This is a genomic window from Gemmatimonadaceae bacterium, assembly GCA_016720905.1.
Taxonomy (GTDB): Bacteria; Gemmatimonadota; Gemmatimonadetes; order Gemmatimonadales; family Gemmatimonadaceae; genus Gemmatimonas.
Genome location: JADKJT010000017.1, coordinates 73142 through 94989 on the forward strand (window position 1 = coordinate 73142; position 21848 = coordinate 94989).

Genomic DNA, 21848 nt, shown 5'->3' on the forward strand with positions numbered 1-21848 from the left:
TAGCGCCCTGCGCGCCCCGCGCACATCGTTCCGGACGGTCATTCGCGGTCCCACGAAAACCTTTCGCGTCCAGCCCTGATATGCCTCCAGCCGATCTGCGCCCTAGTGCCTCCACTGCCGCGCGTACGAAGCCCAAGTACCCCGGCATCCGGGTCACCTGCAGCGGAAATCAGCTCGTTACGCAATACGTCGAGACACGCGTCACCGAAGGTGGTGTCTTCTACCCGATCACGCCGTCGACCGAGGGGGGCGAGATCTATCAGGCCTCCTTCGCATCGGGGGAGTTGAATGTCTGGGGTCAGCAGAAGGTGGCGGCCGAAACCGAGGGTGAGCACGCCGCGCAGGGGGGGGCCACGGCCTACGCCGTCACCGGTCGGCGCACGGTGAATTTCACCTCGGGGCAGGGCCTCGTGTATGCGATGGAGCAGTACTATCACGCGCCGGGCAAGCTCTCCACGATGGTGCTGCAGGTGGGCGCCCGTGCACTCACCAAGCATGCGCTGAACGTCCATTGCGGCCACGACGATATCTACTCGGCGCTCGACACCGGCTGGACCATGCTGATGGCGCGCGACGCCCAGCAGGCCGCTGATCAGAGCATCATCCTGCGGAAGGTCGCTGAACTGGCGCTCAATCCCGGCATGAACATTCAGGACGGCATGCTCACCACCCACAGTGAGCGGATGTATCTCGCGCCGGAGGCGGAATTCCTCCGCGAGTATCTGGGGGGGTCTGACGATCAGATCGAGAGTCCCACCCCCGCGCAACGCGAGCTCTTCGGGCCGATGCGCCGCCGTGTCCCGCAGATGATGGATCTCAAGAATCCGGTGCTGCTGGGTCCTGTGCAGAACCAGGAACACCACATGAACGGTGTGGTGGCGCGCCGGAACAACTTCAACGAGCATATCCTGCCGATGCTCGGGGAGGCCTATGAGGAATTCGGGAGACTCACGGGACGTCACTACGGCTTCGTCAGCGAGTACAAGACCGACGACGCGGAGACGGTGTTCGTCTCCCTGGGATGTGCCGCCGAGAATATCGAGGCGGCGTGCGATTACCTGCGCGACCAGCGCAACGCCAAGGTCGGCTCGATCCACATCAACGTGATTCGCCCCTTTCCCGAAGACGCCGTCGTCAACGCGCTGCGCGGGAAGAAGAACGTCATCATTCTCGAACGCACCGACGAAGGACTGGCCGGCGACAACCCGCTCGCGCGCGACATCCGCGTCGCGTTGGGCAAGGCCAACGAGGTCACGAAATTCGGCGGCGCGCACGCGGCGCTCACCCCCGCCGAGACGCCGCGGCTGTTCCGTGGCGCGTATGGCATTGGTTCGCGCGACTTCCGGCCTGAGCACACCATTGGCGCGTATGAGTTTGCCACGGGAGTGTCGCGCCGTACTGACGGCCGCGGCGCCGACGACGGCGAGACGTTCTTTGTGCTCGGCGTCGATCATCCGTATGCGGTGATCAGCAAGGATACGCCCTCGCTGCTGCCGGACGGCGCCATCGCCGTGCGGTTCCACTCGATTGGCGGGTGGGGCATGATCACCACGGGAAAGAATCTCGGGTCGATCATCGGCGACTTCGGTCAGTTCATTTCCGAGCAGACGCCCACTTACGAGGAGGACGGGACGCTCACCGAGAAGCTGTTCGTGATGGCGAATCCGAAGTACGGATCGGAGAAGAAGGGCGCGCCCACGAACTATTATCTGACCGTGGCGCCGTCGCAGATCAAGGTGAACTGCGAACTGAACCATGTGGACGTGGTGCTGTGCTGCGATCCGAAGGCCTTCACGCATACGAATCCGCTGGAAGGGCTGAAGCGCGGTGGTTCGCTGGTGTGGGAATCCAGCGAAGCCCCTGATGTCGCCTGGCAACGCATTCCGGCGAAGCACCGCCAGTTCGTGCGGGACAACAACATCCGGGTGTTTATCCTGCCGGGATTTGACATTGCGCGGAAAGCCACCGATCAGACCGAACTGCAGTTGCGGATGCAGGGCAATTCCTTTCTCGGCGCGTTCTTCCGTGTCTCGCCGTTCCTGAAGACGTTCGGGATTTCCGAGGCGCAGTTCCAGGACGTGGTGCACAAGCAGTATGTCAAGAAGTTCGCCCGGTTCGGCGATGCCGTGGTCACGTCGAACATGACCGTGATGAACGAAGGATTTGCCGGGGTCACGGAAATCACGATCGGTCGGGAAGACGAGCCCGATCGTTCCTCGATGCGCAATCCGCTACTGGCGCCCATCGGGGACCATTATTTCCCGCCCACGGCCGGGTGCGGCTCCTGTGGCGGTGGCGGCGTCCCGATGCCGGTCACGCAATTGGCGCGCGCCCCGTTTCAGACCATTGCGAAGTTCGATTCGGAGTTCCGCGCCGGTCTCGAGTATCACCAACCCGCCAGCGCCCTGGCGTCGGTTGGCGTGATGGGTGCGGGAACCGGTGCGACCCAGTCCAAGTACGTGGCCCGCCGCGAAACGCCGGTGTACATCGCGGAGAACTGCACGCAGTGCATGGAGTGCATTTCGGTCTGTCCCGATACGGCGCTGCCCAACACGGCGCAGGAGGTCACGACCGTCCTGCGCACGGCGGTCAACAACTACGTCACGGATACGGCCGAGCGTCGCGCGTTGGTGAGCGAACTGTCGGGCATCGAGCAGCGCGCCCGCGTGAAGATGAACGAGTCGGTCAAGGCGAAGAGCAACGTGCCGTTCAAGGACATCATCCGCGACGAAGTCACGGCGCTCACGTCGGTCTCTGACCACGCCAAGGCCGAATTCACGGGCATCATCGACAAGCTGCCGATGTCGTACAGCAATGTTCCCGCCATCTTCCGCACCGTCGAGACCAAGTCGCCGGGCGCCGGCGGGCTGTTCTCCATTTTTGTGTCGGATCTCTGCAAGGGGTGCGGCGAGTGCGTGCAGGTGTGCGGTGACCACGATGCGCTGCGCATGACACGCGAGACCGAGGAACTGAACGCCGACCTCACCACCGCGCAGGTGTTCTCCCGGTTGCTGCCCGACACGCCGCAGAAGTATCTCGGACTGTACAACGACGACGACATTGCCGGCTCACGTGACGCGACGCTGCGCAATCACCTCATGGTGCGGCGTAATTACGAGGCGCTGGTGTCCGGTGACGGCGCGTGCGCCGGGTGCGGTGAGAAGAGCATCCTGCGATCGGTCGCCAGCGTGACCGAGGCGTACATGCGCCCGCTCTATCACAAGAAGGCCGATCGCCTGCGAGCCAAGGCCGTGCGCCTGGCCGCGGAAGGCGCAGACAAGCTGGCGGCGCTCAAGGCGCGCAGTGACGCCGAGTATCGCCTGTTCCGCACCACGTTCGCGCATGTGATTGTCGGACTGGGCGGTGAAAACGATGCCGACACGGCGCAGCGCATTGCCGACTATGAGGCGACGCACGGCGCGATCACCGACGAACAGCTCGTGCACGGGCTGGTGGCGGTGCTCAATCAGGACGCCTTCAACCACAAGGAGTTGCAGTCGGTGGACGGCCGTCGCGCCAACGGCATGTCCGTGATGATGATGGGTGCCAGCACCGGCTGCAACACGGTGTACGGATCCACGCCGCCGGGCAATCCGCATCCGTATCCGTGGATGAACTCCCTGTTTCAGGACGGTGCGACCATTTCCTGGCTGATGGCGGAATCGGTGATTGTGGCGCATGCGAACCGGTCGGTGTCACCGGAGCGGCTGGCGGATGCGCTGCTCGACCGGACCGAGCGCGTGATGACCGAGGAGGACTACTTCACGCTGACGCATCTGGACGACGCGCTGATGACCGAGCAGGAAATCCGCGAGCTCCCGAAGATCTGGGTGGTTGGCGGCGACGGCGCCCTGGGCGATATCGGCTTCCAGAATGTGTCCAAGGTGATCCTGCAGAATCGGCCGAACGTGAAGATCATGATGCTCGACACGCAGGTGTATTCCAACACCGGCGGACAGAACTCCGATTCGTCCACGATGCTGGGTGGCTATGACATGAACCAGTTCGGCGTGGCGTCCCAGGGCAAGCTGATCGAGAAGAAGAATGTGGCCGAGGCGTTCACCAGCGGACACGGGTCGCCGTATGTGGCGCAGGTGTCCATGGCCAACGCCGCGAAGCTCTACAAGGCGCTCATCGAGGGGCTGGAGTACCGGGGCACCGCGTTCTTCCAGAGCTACACCACGTGTCAGCCCGAACATGGCGTCGGCGACAACATGAGCGCCGATCAGGCGAAGATGGTGCGCGACGCGCGTGGCATGCCGGAATTCGTGTTCAATCCGCGTCGCGGGGAAACGTCGCAGGAGGCGTTTGATCTCAAGGGCAACCCGAGCATCGACCGCGATTGGTGGCGCACGAAATACGCCAGCACCGGCGAGGAGTACAGCTTTGGCGTCGGGCACTGGGCCCTCACGGAAGGCCGCTTCCGCAAGCACCTCAAGGCCATCACGGAGGCCGACGCCGCGACGTTGACGCCGTTTGATGACATGCTGTACTTCGTCACGCAGGATGACGTGATTCACCGGCGGGTGTTCGACAAGGCGCACCGCAGCTTTGTGCCGAACTTCGGATGCTATATCAAGGTTGAGACCGGTGGCGCCTTCAAGTTCTACGCGGTGTCGCGACAGATGGTGTTGTTTGCCGTCGAGCGCCGCAAGGCGTGGCGCATGCTGCAGAGCAAGGCCGGCGTGACCAACAAGGACTACCTTGCCCAGAAGTCCTTCCTCGCGAAGATCGACAAGGGCGAGCTGTCGGTGTCGGATGCGAAGGCCAACGTGCGGGAGCGCGTGTCGGCGGAATTGGCGGCCGTGCACTAAACGCCCGCAGCGCCTCACGCGCGTCAGCCGGTCAGCGCGTCAGCCGGTCAGCGCGTCAGCCGGTCAGCGCGGCATCATCCAGGACGTGGGCGCGCAGCAGGACGGTGGCAATGGATTCCGGCATTTCGTGCACGGCGACAACCCGCTCGTCGTGCATGTCTGCCGCAGCATCTTTCACGGTGACGCACCGTGACGGACCCAGGCCGGTGACACGGCCGATCACCCGGCTCACGCGGCCGGTGCGCCGATGGACAAGCGTCGTGGCGTGCGGGAAGGCGGCGGACGGCGACGGCGCGTGCGTGATGTCATACGCCGCCACCTGCGGGCAGGGATAGCCGGCGGCGACCATCGCCATGGCGCCGGCCGCGATTCGCCAGGCCGCGTGCTGATAGGGCGCGGCGTCGCGCACGAACAGCGCGCCCGCCGATAACAAATCCGGGCCGGCCCGCGCCCGATCCAGTCCCTGGATCAGTTCCGGTTCCAACTGGGCTGCGAACCCTGACAACTCCAACACGCGCGCTGCGTAGCGCAGCACCTGCCGCGTCTCAATGCGCTCCACCTCGTCGAAGAACCACGCGCAGGACGTGAACAGCCGCAGCGTGGCCCGCTGCATCTCGAGCAGTTGCTGCGCACGCTGCACGCCGACCGCGTCGAGGTCTGCCCGGGTCTGGCCGCGCACGAAGCGTCGCAACGGCGCACCGTCCGTCGCCACGACGGTCCCGTAGGCATCACGCACATGCCACGGGTCGTCCGCAAACAGGGAACGTCCTTCCTGTTCAAACAGCGCGTCACTCTGCTGCGCGAGGGCCGAAAGGGCCTCGCGCAGCGGGCCTCGCCATTGCTGGGCCGCCGGCTTGCCGTGGTCAATGCGACAACCGCAGTTGCTGCGCCAGCGCTCGATCCCGTGCGCGCAACTCCACGAGGACGGCGAGACCAGGTGCGCGTCCTGTGTCGGAGCGTGCATCGCGACCATCGCCGCCGCGTTGATCAGTCGCGCATCGGGGCGCTGGGCAATCAGGGCCATGGCCAACGCCAGGGTCCGGTCGCCGTTCTTGTGGTGATGACCAAACGTTTCGCCGTCGGTGGCGAGCGTGGTACAGCGTGGCTGCCCATCGGCAATGGCGGGGGCCAGTCGTTGCGCGAGCGCTGTCGGGTTGCGCAGCAATCCGCCGAACGCCACCTCACCAGCCAGTCCGCCATCGTACGGCAGGATCGTGAGGGTTCGGCCGTGGGCTCCGCGCCAGCGCACTGGCAGCCCGTGGGTCTCACCGGCCGTCTGCACCTGGTATGGCGCCAGAATGGTGAACCGGATGCCTTCCTGCGCCAGCACGTCGAGTGTCTCGTCATCCGCCGCGCATTCCGGGAGCCACATGCCTTCGGGCGTGCGACCAAAGCGCCGCTGAAAATCCGCGATCCCCCATCGCACTTCGGTGCGACGGTCGCGCAGCGAGGCCAGCGGAAGAATCACATGGTGATACGGTGCCGCGATGGCATTGCCATGCCCCCATCGGCGTACGCTGGCCGCGTCGCCGTCGATCATCGCGCGCAGCGTGTCGGGCGCTTCGCGCTCCAGCCATTCGCAGAGCGTGGCACCGACATCGAAGGTGCACCAGGCATACAAGTTGACCAGACGCGCAATGCCCGACGGCGCATCGGGATCGCCGACCGTCGCGCCCGCATGACGCTGACGGACCTCGGCCTGCGCCAGTCGTGCGTAGCACTCCCGATCGATGCGCGCGTTCCAGTCGTGATCCGGCGCGGCCGACGGTTCGGTTTCCACGGTTTCCAGCCAGGGATCTTCCCGCGGTGGCTGGTAGCAGTGCGCGTGAACGACGACGTGATGCACGGTCAGCCGCGGTGCCTGGCGATCGCGCGCGCGCGGCGGTACAGGTGCGCGTAGCGTTCCGCCGTTCGTTCCCACCCGAAGTCGCGATGCATCGCGGTGGCCATGCGCGGCTCCCAGCTGGCCGGATCGGAGAAGCGCACCAACGCGCGCGATATCGCCCAGTCCATGGCGCCGGCGGTGTATTCGTCGAAGAGAAATCCGGTCACGTCGTCGTCGACGGTATCCGCAATCCCCCCCACGCGTCGACCGATTGGCAACGCCCCGTACCGCTGGGCGCGCATCTGCGTGAGTCCGCACGGTTCATACTGCGACGGCATGAGGAACATGTCGGCGCCCGCCATCAGGCGGTGTTCCAGCCGGTCGGTGAAGTCGAGTTGCACGCCGACGTGACGCGGGCGTGCGGCCGCCAGTTGCAGCAGCGCGCGCTCGTAACGGCTTTCACCGGCGCCCAGGAAGACGAACTGGGCATCGAGGTTTCGCACGAGGTGCGAATTGAGAATGAGATCGAGACCCTTCTGCGTCACCATGCGTCCGGTCATGCCGAACAGCGGGGTGCGACGACGCTGTGGCAGCCCAAAGGAGCGCTGCAGCGCCGCCTTGCACTTGGCTTTGTTGGTGGTCGGGTCGTCGCGCGTGTAGTTGGCCGTGATCTGATCGTCGTGCGCGGGATCCCACACCGATTGGTCGATGCCGTTGATGATGCCGGTGAAACGGTCTCCCAACCACTGAAAGACCTCCTGCAGGCCAAATCCGCCGCCGGGCGTGCGCAGTTCCGAGGCGTGGGTGGGACTGACGGTGACGACCATGTCGGCGAACGTCAGTCCGGCCTTGAGAAAATTGATCTTGTCGTACCACTCGACGTGCCGGAATGTGAAGAGTTCCGGCGGAATGCCGCACTCGTTCAACTGCGACGACGGGAAATGCCCCTGATAGCCCGCATTGTGCACGGACAGCACCGTCGGCGTGCTGAGATAGCGTTCGCGCAGTCCGGCATAGGAGCGCATGTACATGAGCGCCAGCGACGTGTGCCAATCGTGCGCATGAATCAGCAGGGGTCCGGCAATCAGGCGCGGAATGGCATCGAGCACGGCTCGCGAAAACAGGGCAAACCGGCGTGCATTGTCGGCGTAATCCCGACCGCCCTCGCCATACAACCCGAGGCGGTTGAAATACTCGGGGATGTCCACAAAAACCACCTTGGGGCCCGGCGACGGATGCACCTCGCGGAAGAACCGCACTTCTTCCCCTTGGAACCCGAGATCAATCCGGATGGGCCGACCGAGGGGCGCGAGATCGGGTGCAAAATCGCGGACCGTGCGATACAGCGGCACAAAGACCACGACCGTGGCGCCCGAGCGCACCTGATAGTTCGCCAATCCCATGACGGCCTCGGCCAGTCCGCCGCTCCGCGCAAACGGACTGTACTCGGACGTCAGGTGCACTATGGTGGGCGCGTCGCTGCTCGTCGATGATGGCACCGGCGGACTGAAGTTCGGCGTGGGCATTGCCGGGGAAGTCATGAAATCGTGACGGCAGAGTATGAACGACGGTCAGGCGGTTGGCGGATCGTCGGGCAGGACGTCGCCAAGAATGCTGGGCGCGTAGTACGCGCGGGCATATTGCTCCACCATGCGACGCGCGGTGAACTGCTGCCCGGCGACACGCATCGCGTGCTTCATGGTGAGGATCCAGCGGCGGGGCAGGTCGAGCGCGTCGCGCTCATAGAAGCGCGGCACCACTTCCTGCTCCAGCAGCGTATACAGGCGCTCAACGGTCCCATTGGCATCGTCCGAATCGACGGCGGCCGGGATGGCCCAGCCATTGTTGCCCTCATAGCCCTCCTCCCACCACCCGTCGATCGTAGACAGGTGCGGCACACCGTTCAGACCCGCCTTCATGCCGCTGGTTCCGGAGGCCTCCATCGGCACCCGCGGCAGGTTCATCCAGACATCGACACCCTGCACCAACAAATGGGCGAGATGCATGCCGTAGTCTTCGACGAACGCGATGCGTCCCTCGAATTGCGGATCGCGCGTGAATTGGTAGACGTTCTGCAGAATCTGCTTGCCGGGATTGTCCGCCGGGTGCGCCTTGCCGGCAAAGACGATTTGCACGGGGCGCGACGTGTTGGTGACCAGCTTGCGCAGTCGCTCCACGTCGCGAAAAATCAGGTCGGCCCGTTTGTAGGTCGCAAACCGACGCGCGAATCCGATGGTCAGCACATGTGGATCGAGCAGGGTCCCGGCGCCGACCAACTGCACGGTTTCCATCGTGCGCTGCGCGAACGACCGCCGGGCCTCATCACGCACCAGTCGCATCAGGATGTGCTTCAACCGCAGGTGCGTGCCCCAGAGCTGGTCGTCATCAAGCAGCAGCACCTGTTCCCAGAGTGCCGGATCGTTGGCGTGGCCCCACTGCGGGCCCAGTTGGCGGTCGAGCAGCTGCATGATGGGGTTGGCCATCCACGTCGCGAGATGCACGCCATTCGTGACGTGCCCCACGGGGATGCTGTCGGCGGTTCGCCCCGGCCACAGCGGTTTGCACAGTTCACGGGAGACGACGCCGTGACGACGCGCCACCGCGTTCACCCGACGCGACAGGCGAATGGAGGCGGCGGTCATGTGGAACATCCCGGCGCCGGCCTCCGGGTGATAGCCAATGCGCAGGAATGCCTCGACGTCGATACCCATGGCCAGCCACATGCCGTTGTTCGTTCCGCCGGCGCATTCGCGCACATCGCTGACGGCGAATTGGTCGTGACCGGCGGGGACTGGGGTATGCGTGGTGAAGACACTGCACGAGCGTACCTGCTTGACGGCCTCGGCGTACGACAGGCCGCTCTCGCAGAGTTCGCGGACACGTTCGACCATCATGAAGGCGGCATGCCCTTCGTTGGCGTGCCACGCCGCCGGGGCGACGCCCAGCGCGCGCAGCGCGCGCACGCCGCCGACACCCAACAGCCACTCCTGGCGCAATCGCAGGGCGGGTCCGCCCGAATAGAGGCTCGACAGCAGCGGCCGATCGTCGACGTGGTTCTCGTCGAGATCAGAGTCCAACAGGTAGACCGGCACCCGCCCGACCTGCATGCGCCACACACGAATGTGCACGTCGCGTCCAAAGGTGTTCACGGTTACCAGGTGACGCGCACCGTCGGGACCCGGGATCGGCACGATCGGCACCTGATCGAACGAAATCGTGTCGGCGGAGTTCTCCTGCCAGCCGTCGGTGCGAATTCGCTGATCGAAGTAACCGTGACGGTACAGGATGCCCACTGCCACCACGGGTACACCCAGATCCGACGCCGTCTTGAGGTGATCACCGGCAAGGACGCCAAGACCACCGGAGTAGATCGGCACCGAATTGTGCACCCCGAATTCCGCGCAGAAGTACGCGACGGGCTTGCCCCGCAGTTCGGGAAACGTCCGCGCGTACCAGGTGTGCTCGTCGGATTCCTCGGCCTTGAGCCACGCGATCAGGCGATCGTAGCGCGCGCAGAATCCCGCATCCGTGGCCAGTGCGGCCAGACGCTCGGGCGCGACCTCCTGCAACAGGACAATCGGGTTGTGGCGCAGCCGATTCCACAGCGCCTCGTCGACTTCGCGAAACAGTGCGCGGGCGTCGCGATTCCAGCTCCACGCGAGATTCCTCGCCAACTGGGTGAGTCCGGCGATGCGTGGCGGCAGCGACTGGAAGGCGCTGACTGAGGTGGGGGTTGGCGAGTGGGCGGTGGCTGTTGCGGTCATTGGGCGGTAGTGCAGGGAGCGTGGCGCCACGGATCGGCCACCACCGATGAGACGAAGATAAACGTATGTACTTTCAGACGGCCGTGTCCACCAAAAGGACACCACAAAACGCCGGATTCCCCCGGCCCATGGCGGGCTGCCGCGCAATCGTTTGCGAGGCGAGTCGTCGATGAAACGGATCGCGTGTTAAACTGTGTCCGGTATGACCACTGCCTCCGACCTGTTCCTCGCCCCCGGCGACGCCAGTATACAACGTTGTGCACGGTGCGGAGCGACGTGTGGCGCGCTCGACGCATCGCCGGCATGCCCGTCGTGCGGTGGGCTGCTGGACATTGTGCACGCACCGCCCTGCGACGCCAAGGGCCAGACGCTGGACGCCGCGACGCTGCGTGCCGGCTTTTCGCAGCACTGCTGCGCGCGACCACTCGGGTCGCCCTCCGGCGTCTGGCGTTTCGAGTCGCTGGTCATGCCCGGCGCTGGTTCGGCGATCGTCAGTCATCCGGAAGGCAACACCCCGCTGATCACTCGCGGAACGATCGATCGCTTCGTTGGCGTGGAGGGGCTGCGTGTCAAGCACGAAGGACACAACCCCACCGGGTCGTTCAAGGATCGGGGGATGACGGTTGGCGTGACGCAAGCGGTGCGACTCGGCGCAACGGCCGTGGCCTGTGCGTCCACGGGAAACACCTCCGCGTCACTGGCCTCGTACGCGGCACAGGCCGGCATTCCCGGACTGGTGTTTGTCCCCGCCGGCAAGATCGCCCTCGGCAAGTTGGCGCAAACCCTGGGATACGGCGCACGGACCCTGATGGTTCGTGGCGATTTCGATGCCTGTCTCCGCCTCGTGCAGGAGGCCGCGCGCGACTTGGGGATCTACCTGCTCAACTCAATCAATCCGTGGCGCGTGGAAGGGCAGAAGACCATCGTGCTCGAACTGTTGCAGCAGCTCGACTGGCAGGCACCGGATTTCATTGTGCTGCCGGCCGGCAATCTGGGTAACACCGCGGCGTTCGGGAAAGCACTGCGAGAGGCACTCGCGCTGGGCCTCATCGATCGTCTGCCACGACTGGTCGCCGTTCAGGCCGCCGGGGCCGCCCCATTCGCCCGGAGCTTTCGCGAAGGGTTTGCCACCCGGCACACAGTCGTGGCCGATACGATCGCCACCGCCATCCGCATCGGCGATCCGGCGTCGTGGGATCGCGCGGTGCGGGCGATCCGCGAAACCAACGGCATGGTCCTGTCGTGCACTGATGAGGAGATCGTGGCGGCGAAGATCACCATTGATGCCTCCGGCGTCGGGTGCGAACCAGCGAGCGCCGCCAGCATTGCGGGTGTGCGACGCCTGGTGCAGGATGGAGTGATCACGTCAGCCCATCGGGTGGTGGCCGTGTTGACGGGGCATATTCTCAAGGATCCCGGTATGCTGGTAGACTTGCATCAACGCGACGATTTCGCGCTGGCCAACCGACCCATCGAGATCGACGCCGATGTGCGCGCCGTGGCGCGCGTGCTGGCGCACCTGACACCCGCGGGACCCTCCGCATGATGTCGCCGTCTCCCCGACGAACGCTGGTGACGGGCGCCGGACGACCACTGGGCATCGAGCTTGTTCGACAAAGCTTGTTGCGCGGCGACAAGGTGTATGCGGCGTCGAGAAATCCGGCTCGCATACCGGTGCTGGCCGATCTGCGTGCCGAGTTTCCCGGACTCGAGTTGCTGGCACTCGACCCGGCCGACGCGGCGTCGGTGGCGGAGGCCATTCCGGTGCTCGAAGCGCTTACGTCGTCGCTGGATCTGCTGGTGATTGCGCCGGCGGAAGCGGGCGCCCACGAACGCGTGAGCGACGCTGCGCGCGATGAGTCGCTGTCCACGATGTCGGGAACTGGTTTGGTCGAGCACTATCGCCGCCACGCGGTGGCGCCCGTGCTGCTGGTGCGGACCCTGTTGCCGTGGCTGTCCACCGGCGATGGCGCGCGGGTCCTGATGGTCACCACCGGTCTGGGATCGCTCGCCAACAAGACGGCCGGTGGCGAGTACGCGAGCAGCGCCAGTGCGGCCGCACTGCACATGCTGACGCGCGCGTTGGCCAATGACCTTTCCGAACACGGCATCACGGTGTGCCTGGGTAATCCGGGCGATTATGCGGCGATTCCGGATGAACCGGCCTTTCGGATTCCGATGGATGAAGCGGCGCTGGGGTTGCTTTCCATCACCGATCGTCTGGCCCGTGAGCGGAGTGGTGCCTATCTCGATTACACCGGGGCCGAACGTCCTTGGTGACGGTTGTGGCGCCGCGGCGGTTCGCCAGCCGTACATGGTGGGGCGCTGCCGTTGGTGTGTGGGCGCTGGCCTGCGCAAAGAACACGCCGGTCGGCGAAGATCCCCCACCCGTTGCGATGCCGCCGGATGCCGCCGGCACGTTGGCGGTCATCCCCGTGCAGGTCACGTACGTGTTGCGCAGTCTGCGTCCGGCCCTCGATTCGCTCTTCCCCATCAGGGATTCGCTGAATGCGCCCCAGTGCACGGCCGTCGGGGGACTCTTCTGTCATCAGTATGTGTATCGACGGGATTCGCTGACCCTTCGGACCACGGCCGATCGCCTGCAGATCGATACGCGCCTGTCCTATCGCGCGCAGATGGGCATGTTGGGCGGCGCCCGGTTCGCCAGTTGTGGGTATCCACCCGAGCAGGCGCGACGGGCATTGCTGACAATGTCGACGTCGCTGTACTGGCGGCGTGACTGGCGGGTGGGCGCCCGTGATACCAAGCTGACAGCCACCCTGCTCGATCAGTGTCTCGTGACGTTGGTGGGCATGAACGCCACGCGCGCGCTGCATGACCTGTTGGATCGACAACTACACGACTTTGCGGCGGAAGCGGACACCACGATTCCGCGAGTCGCGGATTTCAAACCGTTGGCCGATTCATTGTGGCGAAGTTTCCTGGAGCCAACGGCACTGGATTCCATGGGGACACTCTGGCTGTTGATGGAACCCGAGGCCGTCCGTGTGACACCATTGGTGGGCACCGGGCCCAGCATCACGACGTCGTTGGTGCTGTATGCGCGACCGCGCGTCGTCAGCGGCCGACGTCCGGCCACACGTTTTCGCGCCCTGCCGGCATTGGCGCTTGGGGAAGCCCCTGCGCAGTTCTCGGTGCCCGTGAGTGTCGAATTGCCGTTCGAGGATGTAGCGCGCCGAGCGAGCGTGTTGTTGTCGGCAGAAACGGTTGGGGGCGGGGTCCATGTCGATAGTGTGCAGGTGCGCGGCACCGGCGACAGCGTCTCGATCGACCTCGATGTGTCGGGCAGTCTGCGCGGTCGACTGAATCTCGGCTCGCGTCTTCGGTGGGATGCGGCATCACGCGAGTTGCGACTCGACAATCTGGAGTGGTCATTGGAGAGTCAGGGCATTCTTTCGCGCGTCAAGGCGACGCTTGGTGCGCCGCTGGTCGCGCGCGCGGTACGGAGAGCCACGCTGGGCGGACGCATCCCGCTTGGCGCGCAACTCGATTCGGTTCGCGCGGAACTGATGTTCAAGCTCAATGGTCCGGTCGGGCCGGGCGTGGTCATGGGCAGCAGCGTCAGCAACGTGCAGATTGTCGGGGTCACGTCGAACGCGACGGCATTCGTGGTGCGAGCGCGACTCACGGGCACGTCGGGTGTATGGATTCAGTGATGTCACGCGTCGGGTTCACCCGCTAACTGGAAGTGTCCTATGTTCGCTCGAAACATGATGTGGCTCGCGACGGTGGGGCTCAGCGCGATTGGCGTGCTGATCGCTCCACCGGCGGGGGCACAGGCGGCGGATGCGCAGACGACGCGCTTGATGGCGCGGCTGTCCGCGTTGTCGGCCGATTCCATGGAGGGGCGTCGTGCAGGCACCCCCGGATCGAAGCGCGCGCGCCAGTGGATTATCGGCGAACTGACGGCGATGGGGGCGAATCCCGTAGGAACATCATTCGAACAGGCGGTCACGCTGCCGGCACGCGCCGGAAGCGACACCAGTGGCGCCAATGTGATTGCCCGCATTCCGGGCACACGTCGCGACGGACCGGTGATCGTGTTGAGTGCGCACTACGATCATCTGGGGGTGCGCAACGGACAGGTGTTCAACGGAGCTGACGACGATGCGTCGGGGTGTGTGGCGCTCCTGACCATCGCGGAACGCCTGCTCAAGGACCCGCCGCAACATGACGTGATCCTGGCGTTCTTTGACAACGAGGAAGGGGGATGCACGGCTCCCGCACCTTCGTGACGTCGGGAATGATTCCACTGGAAAAGATGGCACTCGACATCAGTCTCGACATGGTGGCGCGTCAGGACGGCAAGGCGCTGTGGGTATCGGGCACGTCGCACAATCCGGCGTTCAAGCCGATGGCCGAGGCGGCCGCGAACGCAGCGGCGATTCCCATTCGGTTCGGACATGATACCAAGGACCTGAAACCCGGCGACGACTGGACCAACTCGTCGGATCATGCGGCGTTTCACGGCAAGGGCATTCCGTTCCTGTATCTCGGCGTTGAAGATCACGTCGACTATCACAAGAGCGGCGACGACGCAGACAAGGTCGATCCGGTGTTCTACCGTGGCGCGGTGGACTTTGCCCATCGATTGGTACGCGAAGCGGATGCGCGCATTGATGGCCTGCCCCTCAAATCAGTGCCGGGGCGCTAAGACACGCCTTCGCGCGCCTTGAACGTGCGCTTCCGTTCGGCGGTATAGTGCCACCACGGATGCGGAGGCGCCCCTTCCATGAACCGTACTGCGGCGATGAAGACGTCGGCGACGCAGGGATCCTGCCGACATTGTGTCAGCGCGCACAAGCGATCGTAGAGCGCGTACGGATCCTGACCGGCGAGTTGTGCGGGTGATCCGAAGCCGAGCAGTGCCAAGTCACCGGCAATGGACGGCCCGATGTTGGGAATATCCGTAAACACGCGTGCGTCTTGCGCGGTGGTGGCCTTGGCCGAGCGTCGTACAGACATCGGTGTTTCCCGCGTTGACTGGTGGTGAGACACGAAGGGCCGCCGCATCCTGCGCGACGGCCCTTCCTGCTGCGTGTCCAATGAAGGACAGTCCTAGCCGGCTCGAGACGACGCTCGATCCGGAACCCGGGTTACCGGGTGGCGATCAGGAGATCGTTTGCCCAGGCCGAGCCGGCGTAGGTACGGGAATCGAACAAATGATCACCTCCTGAGAAAAATGGTGGGACATCGGGCGGGATACCGAGAGGTCCTGCGGGGAAAAGTACCAAGTACTGAGTACTGAGTACCAAGTACTAGGTACTCTGTCTTCTTCTCGTCCGCGTCGCTCCTCCGCGAACACCGTGATGGTAGGGGCCGCTGGCGCTCAACGCAAGAGCGGCATTATCGTCCATTCTCCTCACTGCCGAGAGAATCTTTCATGACTGTTCAGGTCATTCGTCGCCCGTTGCACCTTGCACTGATTGTCGCTCTGGCTGCCGCACCGTGGGGCGCCGTCCCTGCCACCGCGCTTGCGCAGCGCGGCGGGGGACGCGGCGGCGCCGTGGTGCCGGCGGACGCGCCGATGAGCCCCACGCGGCTCCCCAAGGGGCCGCGCGCGATGATGCTCGCTGACTGGTATCGGGTGGCGAATGTGAGCACGCCCATGGTGTCGCCCGACGGAAAGCGTATCGCGATGACCGTGACGCGCGCGGTCGAGTCGGAGAATCGTCGTCATAGCGAGGTCTGGGTGGTCAACAGCGCCGGAGGTGACCCGCAGCGCTGGACGTCGCCGAGCACCGAGAGTTCGAACCCCCGTTGGTCGCATGATGGCAAGTATCTGTTCTTCACGTCGCAGCGTCCCGGTGGCCGCGGAAACACCTGGGCCATTCGTCTGGACGAGCCTGGCGGCGAAGCGATCCAGGTGGATGGGTATGCCGAGGGTTCGATGCCGAGCCACCAGACGTTCGCCATTTCGGCTGGTCCCGCGCGCCAGGATCCTCCGGCGCGAAACGCAGCGGATCCGTTTGCCCGCATGCAACCGATGGCCAAGCCGCCGTTCGATGGAATCACGCGTCCGGCCGACCCCACGCGTTTCGATGGTCGTCACGTGGTCGACATGTCGTACAAGGTGAACGGGGCGGGCTTTGTGCCTGGACGGGCCACGGCGCGCACATGGCGTCCCCAGCAGGTCTGGCGTCAGTCCATGGGCGACACCGCGCGCACGATGCTGACGAACGCCACGTACTCCCATCGCTCGCCAACGGTTTCGCCGGATGGACAGTGGGTTGCCTTCATTGCGGACGCCAAACTGCGTGCCGACTCGGTGGTTGATCTGGAGCGCGATTCGCTGGCGAAGTTGCCGTACAACAAGGTCCGCGACGAGACGGAGCGCAACGAGGCGGACATCTATGTCATGCCGGCAACCGGCGGCACACCGCGCAAGGTGGCGGAGTGGATGGGTGCGGAATCCGATTTGGCGTGGTCGGCTGACAGCAAGCGACTGGCGTTCATCGGGCGTCCCGGTCGCACCAAGTCGGCGCGCATCTACATGGTGGACGCCACGGGCGGCGTGCCGCGCAACATCATTGGTGACTGGCCGTACGAGCCGTCCAACATCGACTGGCTGTCGAATGGCCGTCTGATGCTCAGCGCCGAGATCGGTGGACGAACGGCGATTCTCGAAGCGGACGGCGGCGGCAAGGCGACGCCCACTGAAGTCGTCAAGGGACGCCGCCAGCTTCGCGGCATGTCCTTCGACGCGGAAGGCAGGACCGTGGCGTTCGTGGCAACGTCGATGAACAAGCCGACCGAGTTGTTTGTCGCCAGGCACGATGGGTCGGAGGAACGTCAACTCACTCACTTCAACGACGAAGTGAACGCGGATGTCGTCTGGAGCGATGCGGAACGGTTCACCTACAAGAGCGTCGGGAACCTCGAAATCGAAAGCTGGTTGATGAAGCCATACGGCTATGAGCCGGGCAAGAAGTATCCGATGGTGATCTACATTCACGGCGGTCCGCACTCGGCGTACGGCGAAGGCTGGTTTGATGAATTCCAGAATCTTGCCGCGCAAGGCCTGTTCGTGCTGTTCACCAATCCCCGTGGGTCCAGTGGCTACGGCGCGCCGTTCACGTACAGCACGCGCGGGCGCTGGGGGCTGGAGGATTATCAGGACTTGATGAAGGCCGTCGATATCGTCGCCGCGCGTCCGGACGTGGACAGCACGAAGATGGGTGCCACCGGCGGCTCGTACGGTGGCTTCATGACCACCTGGATTGCCACGCGCACCAATCGGTTCAAGGCCATCGAGACCGATCGCACGATTACCGATTGGACGTACTGGTACGGTTCCAGTGATGCGCAGGGGCTGACCGAGTTTGAATTCTACGGCAAGCCGTGGGACAACCAGAAGTTGTACGACACGCTGTCGCCGATCCGCTATGTGCAGAAGGTGAAAACGCCGATGCTCATGGTGCAAAGTGAAGAAGACTTCCGCACGCCGATGGGGAACGCCGAGATGTGGTTCATGTCACTGAAGAAGCAGGGGGTGCCGGTGGAGATGGTGCGCTACCCTCGCTCGAATCATGACCTGAGTCGCACGGGCGAGCCGTGGTTGCTGGTTGATCGGCTGGGGCGTATCCGGCAATGGTTCGGGTACTGGTTGCAGGGCGCCAAGCCGGGGGTGGTGCAGTAGGGGAGACGGCAGACGGGAGACGGGAGAGAGCCGGACATCGGTTCTCTCCCGCTGTCGTTTCACCCTTGGCTTGCCGAAGGGGGGGCAGACGTCGTACATTCTGGCGTTCATGAAAAATTCATGTTCCCGCCTCGGATCTCTCATGCGCCTGAATGGCTTCTCCCGCACGCTGTTTGCCGGCAGCCTGGCTGTCATCCTCACCGTCCCCGCGGCCGTGTTCGCGCAGGTCACCAAGCCGGACTCGGCCGCCGCGCGCGACAGCGCTGCGCAGCGCCTCGTACCGGTGAACGTGCGAGCCACCCGCAGCGGTCAGTCAGGCTTCGGATCACCGCTGGCCATTACGCACGTCGATCGCTCGGCCTACGCCGCCAAGTCCGGTTTCGGCCTGAATGACGCCATGGCGGGCGTGCCCGGCGCCCTGGTGCAATCACGCTATGGGACGTCCGATGTGCGGATCACCATCCGTGGCTTCGGTGCGCGAGGGGCCGGTGATCGCTCAAATGCCGGCACGTCGCGAGGCATTCGCGTGCTGTTGGATGGCATTCCGGAAACTGAACCCGACGGACGCACTTCGTTTGACAACATCGACCTCGCGGCGTCGGAAGGCATCGACGTGATTCGCTCCAACGCCAGCTCGCTGTGGGGCAATGCGGCCGGCGGCGTGGTGAGCGTGTCCACGGTGCCCAATGGTGTCGATCGTCCGTTCTCGTCGGTGCAGATGATGAGCGGCAGCTTCGGCATGCAGCGGTATGTCGCGCAAATAGGTGCGCCAGTGGGCAATGGCGGCGTCGCCTATGCCACGCTCACCAACACCACGTTGGACGGGTGGCGCGTGAACTCCGATGCGCGCCGCGTGCTGTTCAACGCCGGCCTGGCCACGCCGGTTGGCGAGAAGACGCTCGTGCGAATGCATCTGCTCGGCGCCAACAATCTGATGCACATCCCGGGCCCGTTGTCCGCCGCCCAGGTTGCCGCCGATCCCAAGCAGGCCAACGCCACCTACAACACCCGCGACGAACGGCGCTACAATCGTCTGGGTCGACTGGGCATGGCGGTCGAGCACAAAATCGACGCCAAGCAGTCGGTGTCGACGACCGCGTATGTGAACCCCAAGTTCCTGCAGCGCTCCGAGCGCGGCACCTTCCGGGATTTCACGCGTTACCATGTGGGAGGCAACGTCCAGTACAATCGCGTGGAAGTCCTGGGCGGGAAGTCCAATCGGTTCACGAGTGGCATTGACCAGGCCTATCAGGACGGTGCGATCCTGTTCTACGGATTGACGGCGGCCGGAAAGCGTGCGGCGGATTTGCGCGACAACAAGAAAGAGGGTGCCTATAACTCAGGCATTTATGCCGAGGATGAGTTGTCCGTCTCCGACAAGTTGGCGCTCACCGTTGGCGCGCGGGCGGATGCCATCAGCTACTACTATCAGAGCTTCATCGACGCCAAGACCAACGCCAGCAAGCGCTTTGCGCGCGTGACACCCAAGCTCGGTGCGACCTGGCGCGTCTCGCCCACACATACGTTCTACGCGAATGTCGGAGGCGGCATCGAAGCGCCCGCGGGCAACGAGACCGATCCGGCCAGCACCTTTGGCCAGGACACGGTGACCGCGATCAATCCGCTGCTGGAGCCCATTCGCTCGACCACCTTTGAGCTGGGCTCCAAGCACGCCTTTGCAGTTGGTACGGGTGAGCATTTTGTCCAGACGGTCAGCTACGATGTCGCTGGCTATCTCACCAATGTTGCCAACGAAATCGTGCCGTATCGCGGGGGGCGATTCTATTTCACCGCCGGTGAAGCGCGTCGCATGGGTCTCGAAATCGGCCTGACAGCGCACGCCAAACATGGATTCAGCCTGCAGAACGCCCTCACGCTATCCAGGAACACCTACCAGAAGTATCTGGTTGACTCCGTGCACTACAGCGCGGCCAAGGCGGGCGTGTTCGCGGACTACTCGGGCAACAGGATTGTCGGTATTCCCGACTGGTTCTACTCGTCCAATCTGGTGTTCGCGCCCAGCACGGCCCCGTTGGGTCTCGCGCTGCAGGCCGGCATACAGGGTACTGGCAGCTACTTCGCGGACGATGCCAACAAGGTGACGGTTGACGCGTCACACATCATCGGCGTGGGGATTCGCGCCGATCGGCTCATGCACGTGGGCGACACGTATGTGCGGGGCTTTGTGAGCGTGGAGAATCTGACCGACCGGAAGTGGATCGGCAGCGCCTATCTCAACCCCGACGTGGTGAGCAACGTGCCTCTGGCGTACGAGCCCGGCAGCCCGCGCAGTGTGCTGGTCAGCTTCAGTGTGTCACGGGGGCGGTAAGGGGCGCACTGGGCAACACCAGCTGAAAAACGGTTCGACCCGGACGCGACTCGGCGATCACCAACCGACCGCCATGCATCTCGGCAATGCGGCGAGCGATGGCCAGGCCCAGGCCGGCGCCGCTCGTCGTACTGTCGTCGGTGCGGGAGCGCGCGGTGTCGAGTCGCACGAATCGTTCGAACACGCGTTCCCGTTCAGCGGGGGGGATTCCCGGACCGGCGTCGGTCACCGTGACGACGTATTCTGTGGATTGCTGTGACATCACCACGTCCACCGTGGCGCCCGTGGGCGAATATTTGATGGCGTTGTCGAGGAGATTGAGTACCAGTCGGCCGAGGAGATCCTCGTCGCCGACACACGGCGCCTCGATGAGGGCGTGCAGCTCGACCTCCACGCCGCGCTGCTGAGCGACCGATCGCACGGCCCGGGTGGCGTGGTGGACGACCTCATCGAGATAGAGGGCATCCCGTCGTGGCACCAGGTGACCCGAGTCGGCACGCGAGAGCAGGAACAGATCGTCGACAATGCGGGTCAGGCGCCGCGCTGCGTCGCGAATGACCGCCACCGATCCGCGATACTCCTCTTCGCTGCGATGCTCGCGCGAAAGGGTGACATCCGCCTCGGTGCGGACGACCGCCGTGGGCGTCCGTAATTCATGCGACGCATCGCTGATGAAGCGCCGCTGACGGTCAAAACTGGTTTCCAGTCGATCCAGCAGTCCGTTCACCACGCGGGCGAGCCCCACGAGTTCATCGCCGCCGGAAGCCGGCAGGCGTTGGTGCAGATTGCGCTCGCTGATCGCCGCCGCCTGCGCGGCCATGGCGGCCACCGGCGCAAGGCTGCGGCGGGCCAGTGCACTGCCGCCAGCGGCGGCACCCAGCAGCATCACGGGAATCGCCAACTGAAAGATCTCGCGCAGTTGCCGCAACACCGCATCGATGTCACGCAGCGCATACGTGCCCGTCAGGGTGAACGGCTGTCGCTCGGCCTCGAACGGACGTGCCAGCACGCGAAACCGGCTGCCATGGCTGGCCACGCTCAGTGTAACGGGCAGGGAGCGGTCACGCATCCGCAGCGCGGCCAGCACATCGCGCTCCATGTCGGCCGAGGGCCGACTGGCGCTTTCCGCGGCGGCGTCATCATTCTCGGCCAGCGTGCTCATGGCGATGACCGCCGCGTCCTTGTCGAGAATCGCGATGTGCAATTCCCGGAAGCGCACTTCGTCCACCGTACGCTGCATCGACTCGCGCACCGGCCAGGCGGCGCGCCGTTCGGCCGCGAGTTCGCGGGCAAAAGCGGTCAGTGCGTCGCCAATGAACACGTCGGTGCGTCGCTCCAGCGTACGTGACACGGCGACATAGCAGACCAGCGCAAACGCGATCAGCGGGACAGCCAGCAGTATGGTGTACCACAGCGTGAGTCGCGAACGGAGAGACGACGGCCACGCGAACATCGA

13 protein-coding genes are annotated in these 21848 nt (G+C 64.6%); 8 read left to right on the plus strand and 5 right to left on the minus strand.

Annotated features, from left to right (window positions below; translation table 11 throughout):
- Window positions 1–80: 80 nt before the first annotated feature.
- Window positions 81–4814, plus strand: a complete 4734-nt coding sequence (locus tag IPP90_14240) for a 2-oxoacid:acceptor oxidoreductase family protein (protein MBL0171852.1) — start codon at window positions 81–83, stop codon at window positions 4812–4814.
- 55 nt (window positions 4815–4869) lie between these two features.
- Here IPP90_14240 and IPP90_14245 read toward each other — a convergent pair whose 3' ends face one another.
- Genes IPP90_14245 through glgP form a run of 3 tightly spaced genes read right to left on the minus strand, consistent with a single transcriptional unit; the run spans window position 4870 to window position 10403 of the window.
- Entirely contained in the window at window positions 4870–6660 is a 1791-nt protein-coding gene (locus IPP90_14245; GenBank protein MBL0171853.1) for a DUF3536 domain-containing protein, read from the minus strand.
- Window positions 6661–6662: 2 nt separating this feature from the next.
- Window positions 6663–8180, minus strand: coding sequence for a glycogen synthase (locus IPP90_14250; GenBank protein MBL0171854.1), 1518 nt, complete (start codon window positions 8178–8180; stop codon window positions 6663–6665).
- Window positions 8181–8210: 30 nt separating this feature from the next.
- Window positions 8211–10403: an alpha-glucan family phosphorylase gene (gene glgP, locus IPP90_14255; protein ID MBL0171855.1), complete on the minus strand. Its 2193-nt coding sequence runs from the start codon at window positions 10401–10403 to the stop codon at window positions 8211–8213.
- A gap of 202 nt (window positions 10404–10605) precedes the next feature.
- On the opposite strand from glgP, the gene IPP90_14260 reads away from it, so the two are divergent.
- Genes IPP90_14260 through IPP90_14280 form a run of 5 tightly spaced genes read left to right on the plus strand, consistent with a single transcriptional unit; the run spans window position 10606 to window position 15078 of the window.
- Window positions 10606–11949 carry a threonine synthase gene (locus IPP90_14260; protein MBL0171856.1) on the plus strand — a complete coding sequence of 448 codons (1344 nt, stop codon included), beginning with the start codon at window positions 10606–10608 and terminating at the stop codon, window positions 11947–11949.
- Window positions 11949–12683 (plus strand): SDR family NAD(P)-dependent oxidoreductase, encoded by a 735-nt coding sequence (locus IPP90_14265; protein MBL0171857.1) that lies wholly within the window; start codon window positions 11949–11951, stop codon window positions 12681–12683. The genes IPP90_14260 and IPP90_14265 overlap by 1 nt, the downstream gene beginning before the upstream one ends.
- Window positions 12680–14080 carry a DUF4403 family protein gene (locus IPP90_14270; protein ID MBL0171858.1) on the plus strand — a complete coding sequence of 467 codons (1401 nt, stop codon included), beginning with the start codon at window positions 12680–12682 and terminating at the stop codon, window positions 14078–14080. Before IPP90_14265 ends, IPP90_14270 begins: the two co-directional genes overlap by 4 nt.
- A gap of 39 nt (window positions 14081–14119) precedes the next feature.
- Window positions 14120–14659 carry a M28 family peptidase gene (locus IPP90_14275; GenBank protein MBL0171859.1) on the plus strand — a complete coding sequence of 180 codons (540 nt, stop codon included), beginning with the start codon at window positions 14120–14122 and terminating at the stop codon, window positions 14657–14659.
- Entirely contained in the window at window positions 14656–15078 is a 423-nt protein-coding gene (locus tag IPP90_14280; GenBank protein ID MBL0171860.1) for a M28 family peptidase, read from the plus strand. The genes IPP90_14275 and IPP90_14280 overlap by 4 nt, the downstream gene beginning before the upstream one ends.
- Here the strand turns inward: IPP90_14280 and IPP90_14285 are convergent.
- Window positions 15075–15389 carry a helix-hairpin-helix domain-containing protein gene (locus IPP90_14285; GenBank protein ID MBL0171861.1) on the minus strand — a complete coding sequence of 105 codons (315 nt, stop codon included), beginning with the start codon at window positions 15387–15389 and terminating at the stop codon, window positions 15075–15077. The two genes, IPP90_14280 and IPP90_14285, sit on opposite strands and share 4 nt — an antisense overlap.
- Before the next feature lie 418 nt (window positions 15390–15807).
- On the opposite strand from IPP90_14285, the gene IPP90_14290 reads away from it, so the two are divergent.
- Together IPP90_14290 and IPP90_14295 are read left to right on the plus strand one after the other, a co-directional pair.
- A complete protein-coding gene (locus tag IPP90_14290; GenBank protein ID MBL0171862.1) occupies window positions 15808–18063 on the plus strand; it encodes a S9 family peptidase in 2256 nt (751 codons plus the stop codon).
- A gap of 142 nt (window positions 18064–18205) precedes the next feature.
- Window positions 18206–20392 (plus strand): TonB-dependent receptor, encoded by a 2187-nt coding sequence (locus IPP90_14295; protein MBL0171863.1) that lies wholly within the window; start codon window positions 18206–18208, stop codon window positions 20390–20392.
- On the opposite strand, the gene IPP90_14300 is transcribed toward IPP90_14295, so the two are convergent.
- Complete coding sequence (locus IPP90_14300; protein MBL0171864.1) at window positions 20370–21845, minus strand: HAMP domain-containing protein; 1476 nt, start codon at window positions 21843–21845, stop codon at window positions 20370–20372. The two genes, IPP90_14295 and IPP90_14300, sit on opposite strands and share 23 nt — an antisense overlap.
- Window positions 21846–21848 lie beyond the last annotated feature (3 nt).

Excerpts from the sequence above, each read along its gene's own strand:
- IPP90_14240 (MBL0171852.1), top strand. The coding sequence starts at position 81 with ATGCCTCCAGCCGATCTGCGCCCTAGTGCCTCCACTGCCGCGCGTACG.
- IPP90_14250 (MBL0171854.1), bottom strand. The coding sequence starts at position 8,180 with ATGACTTCCCCGGCAATGCCCACGCCGAACTTCAGTCCGCCGGTGCCA.
- glgP (MBL0171855.1), bottom strand. The coding sequence starts at position 10,403 with ATGACCGCAACAGCCACCGCCCACTCGCCAACCCCCACCTCAGTCAGC.
- IPP90_14260 (MBL0171856.1), top strand. The coding sequence starts at position 10,606 with ATGACCACTGCCTCCGACCTGTTCCTCGCCCCCGGCGACGCCAGTATA.
- IPP90_14265 (MBL0171857.1), top strand. The coding sequence starts at position 11,949 with ATGTCGCCGTCTCCCCGACGAACGCTGGTGACGGGCGCCGGACGACCA.
- IPP90_14275 (MBL0171859.1), top strand. The coding sequence starts at position 14,120 with ATGTTCGCTCGAAACATGATGTGGCTCGCGACGGTGGGGCTCAGCGCG.
- IPP90_14285 (MBL0171861.1), bottom strand. The coding sequence starts at position 15,389 with ATGTCTGTACGACGCTCGGCCAAGGCCACCACCGCGCAAGACGCACGC.
- IPP90_14290 (MBL0171862.1), top strand. The coding sequence starts at position 15,808 with ATGACTGTTCAGGTCATTCGTCGCCCGTTGCACCTTGCACTGATTGTC.
- IPP90_14295 (MBL0171863.1), top strand. The coding sequence starts at position 18,206 with ATGCGCCTGAATGGCTTCTCCCGCACGCTGTTTGCCGGCAGCCTGGCT.
- IPP90_14300 (MBL0171864.1), bottom strand. The coding sequence starts at position 21,845 with ATGTTCGCGTGGCCGTCGTCTCTCCGTTCGCGACTCACGCTGTGGTAC.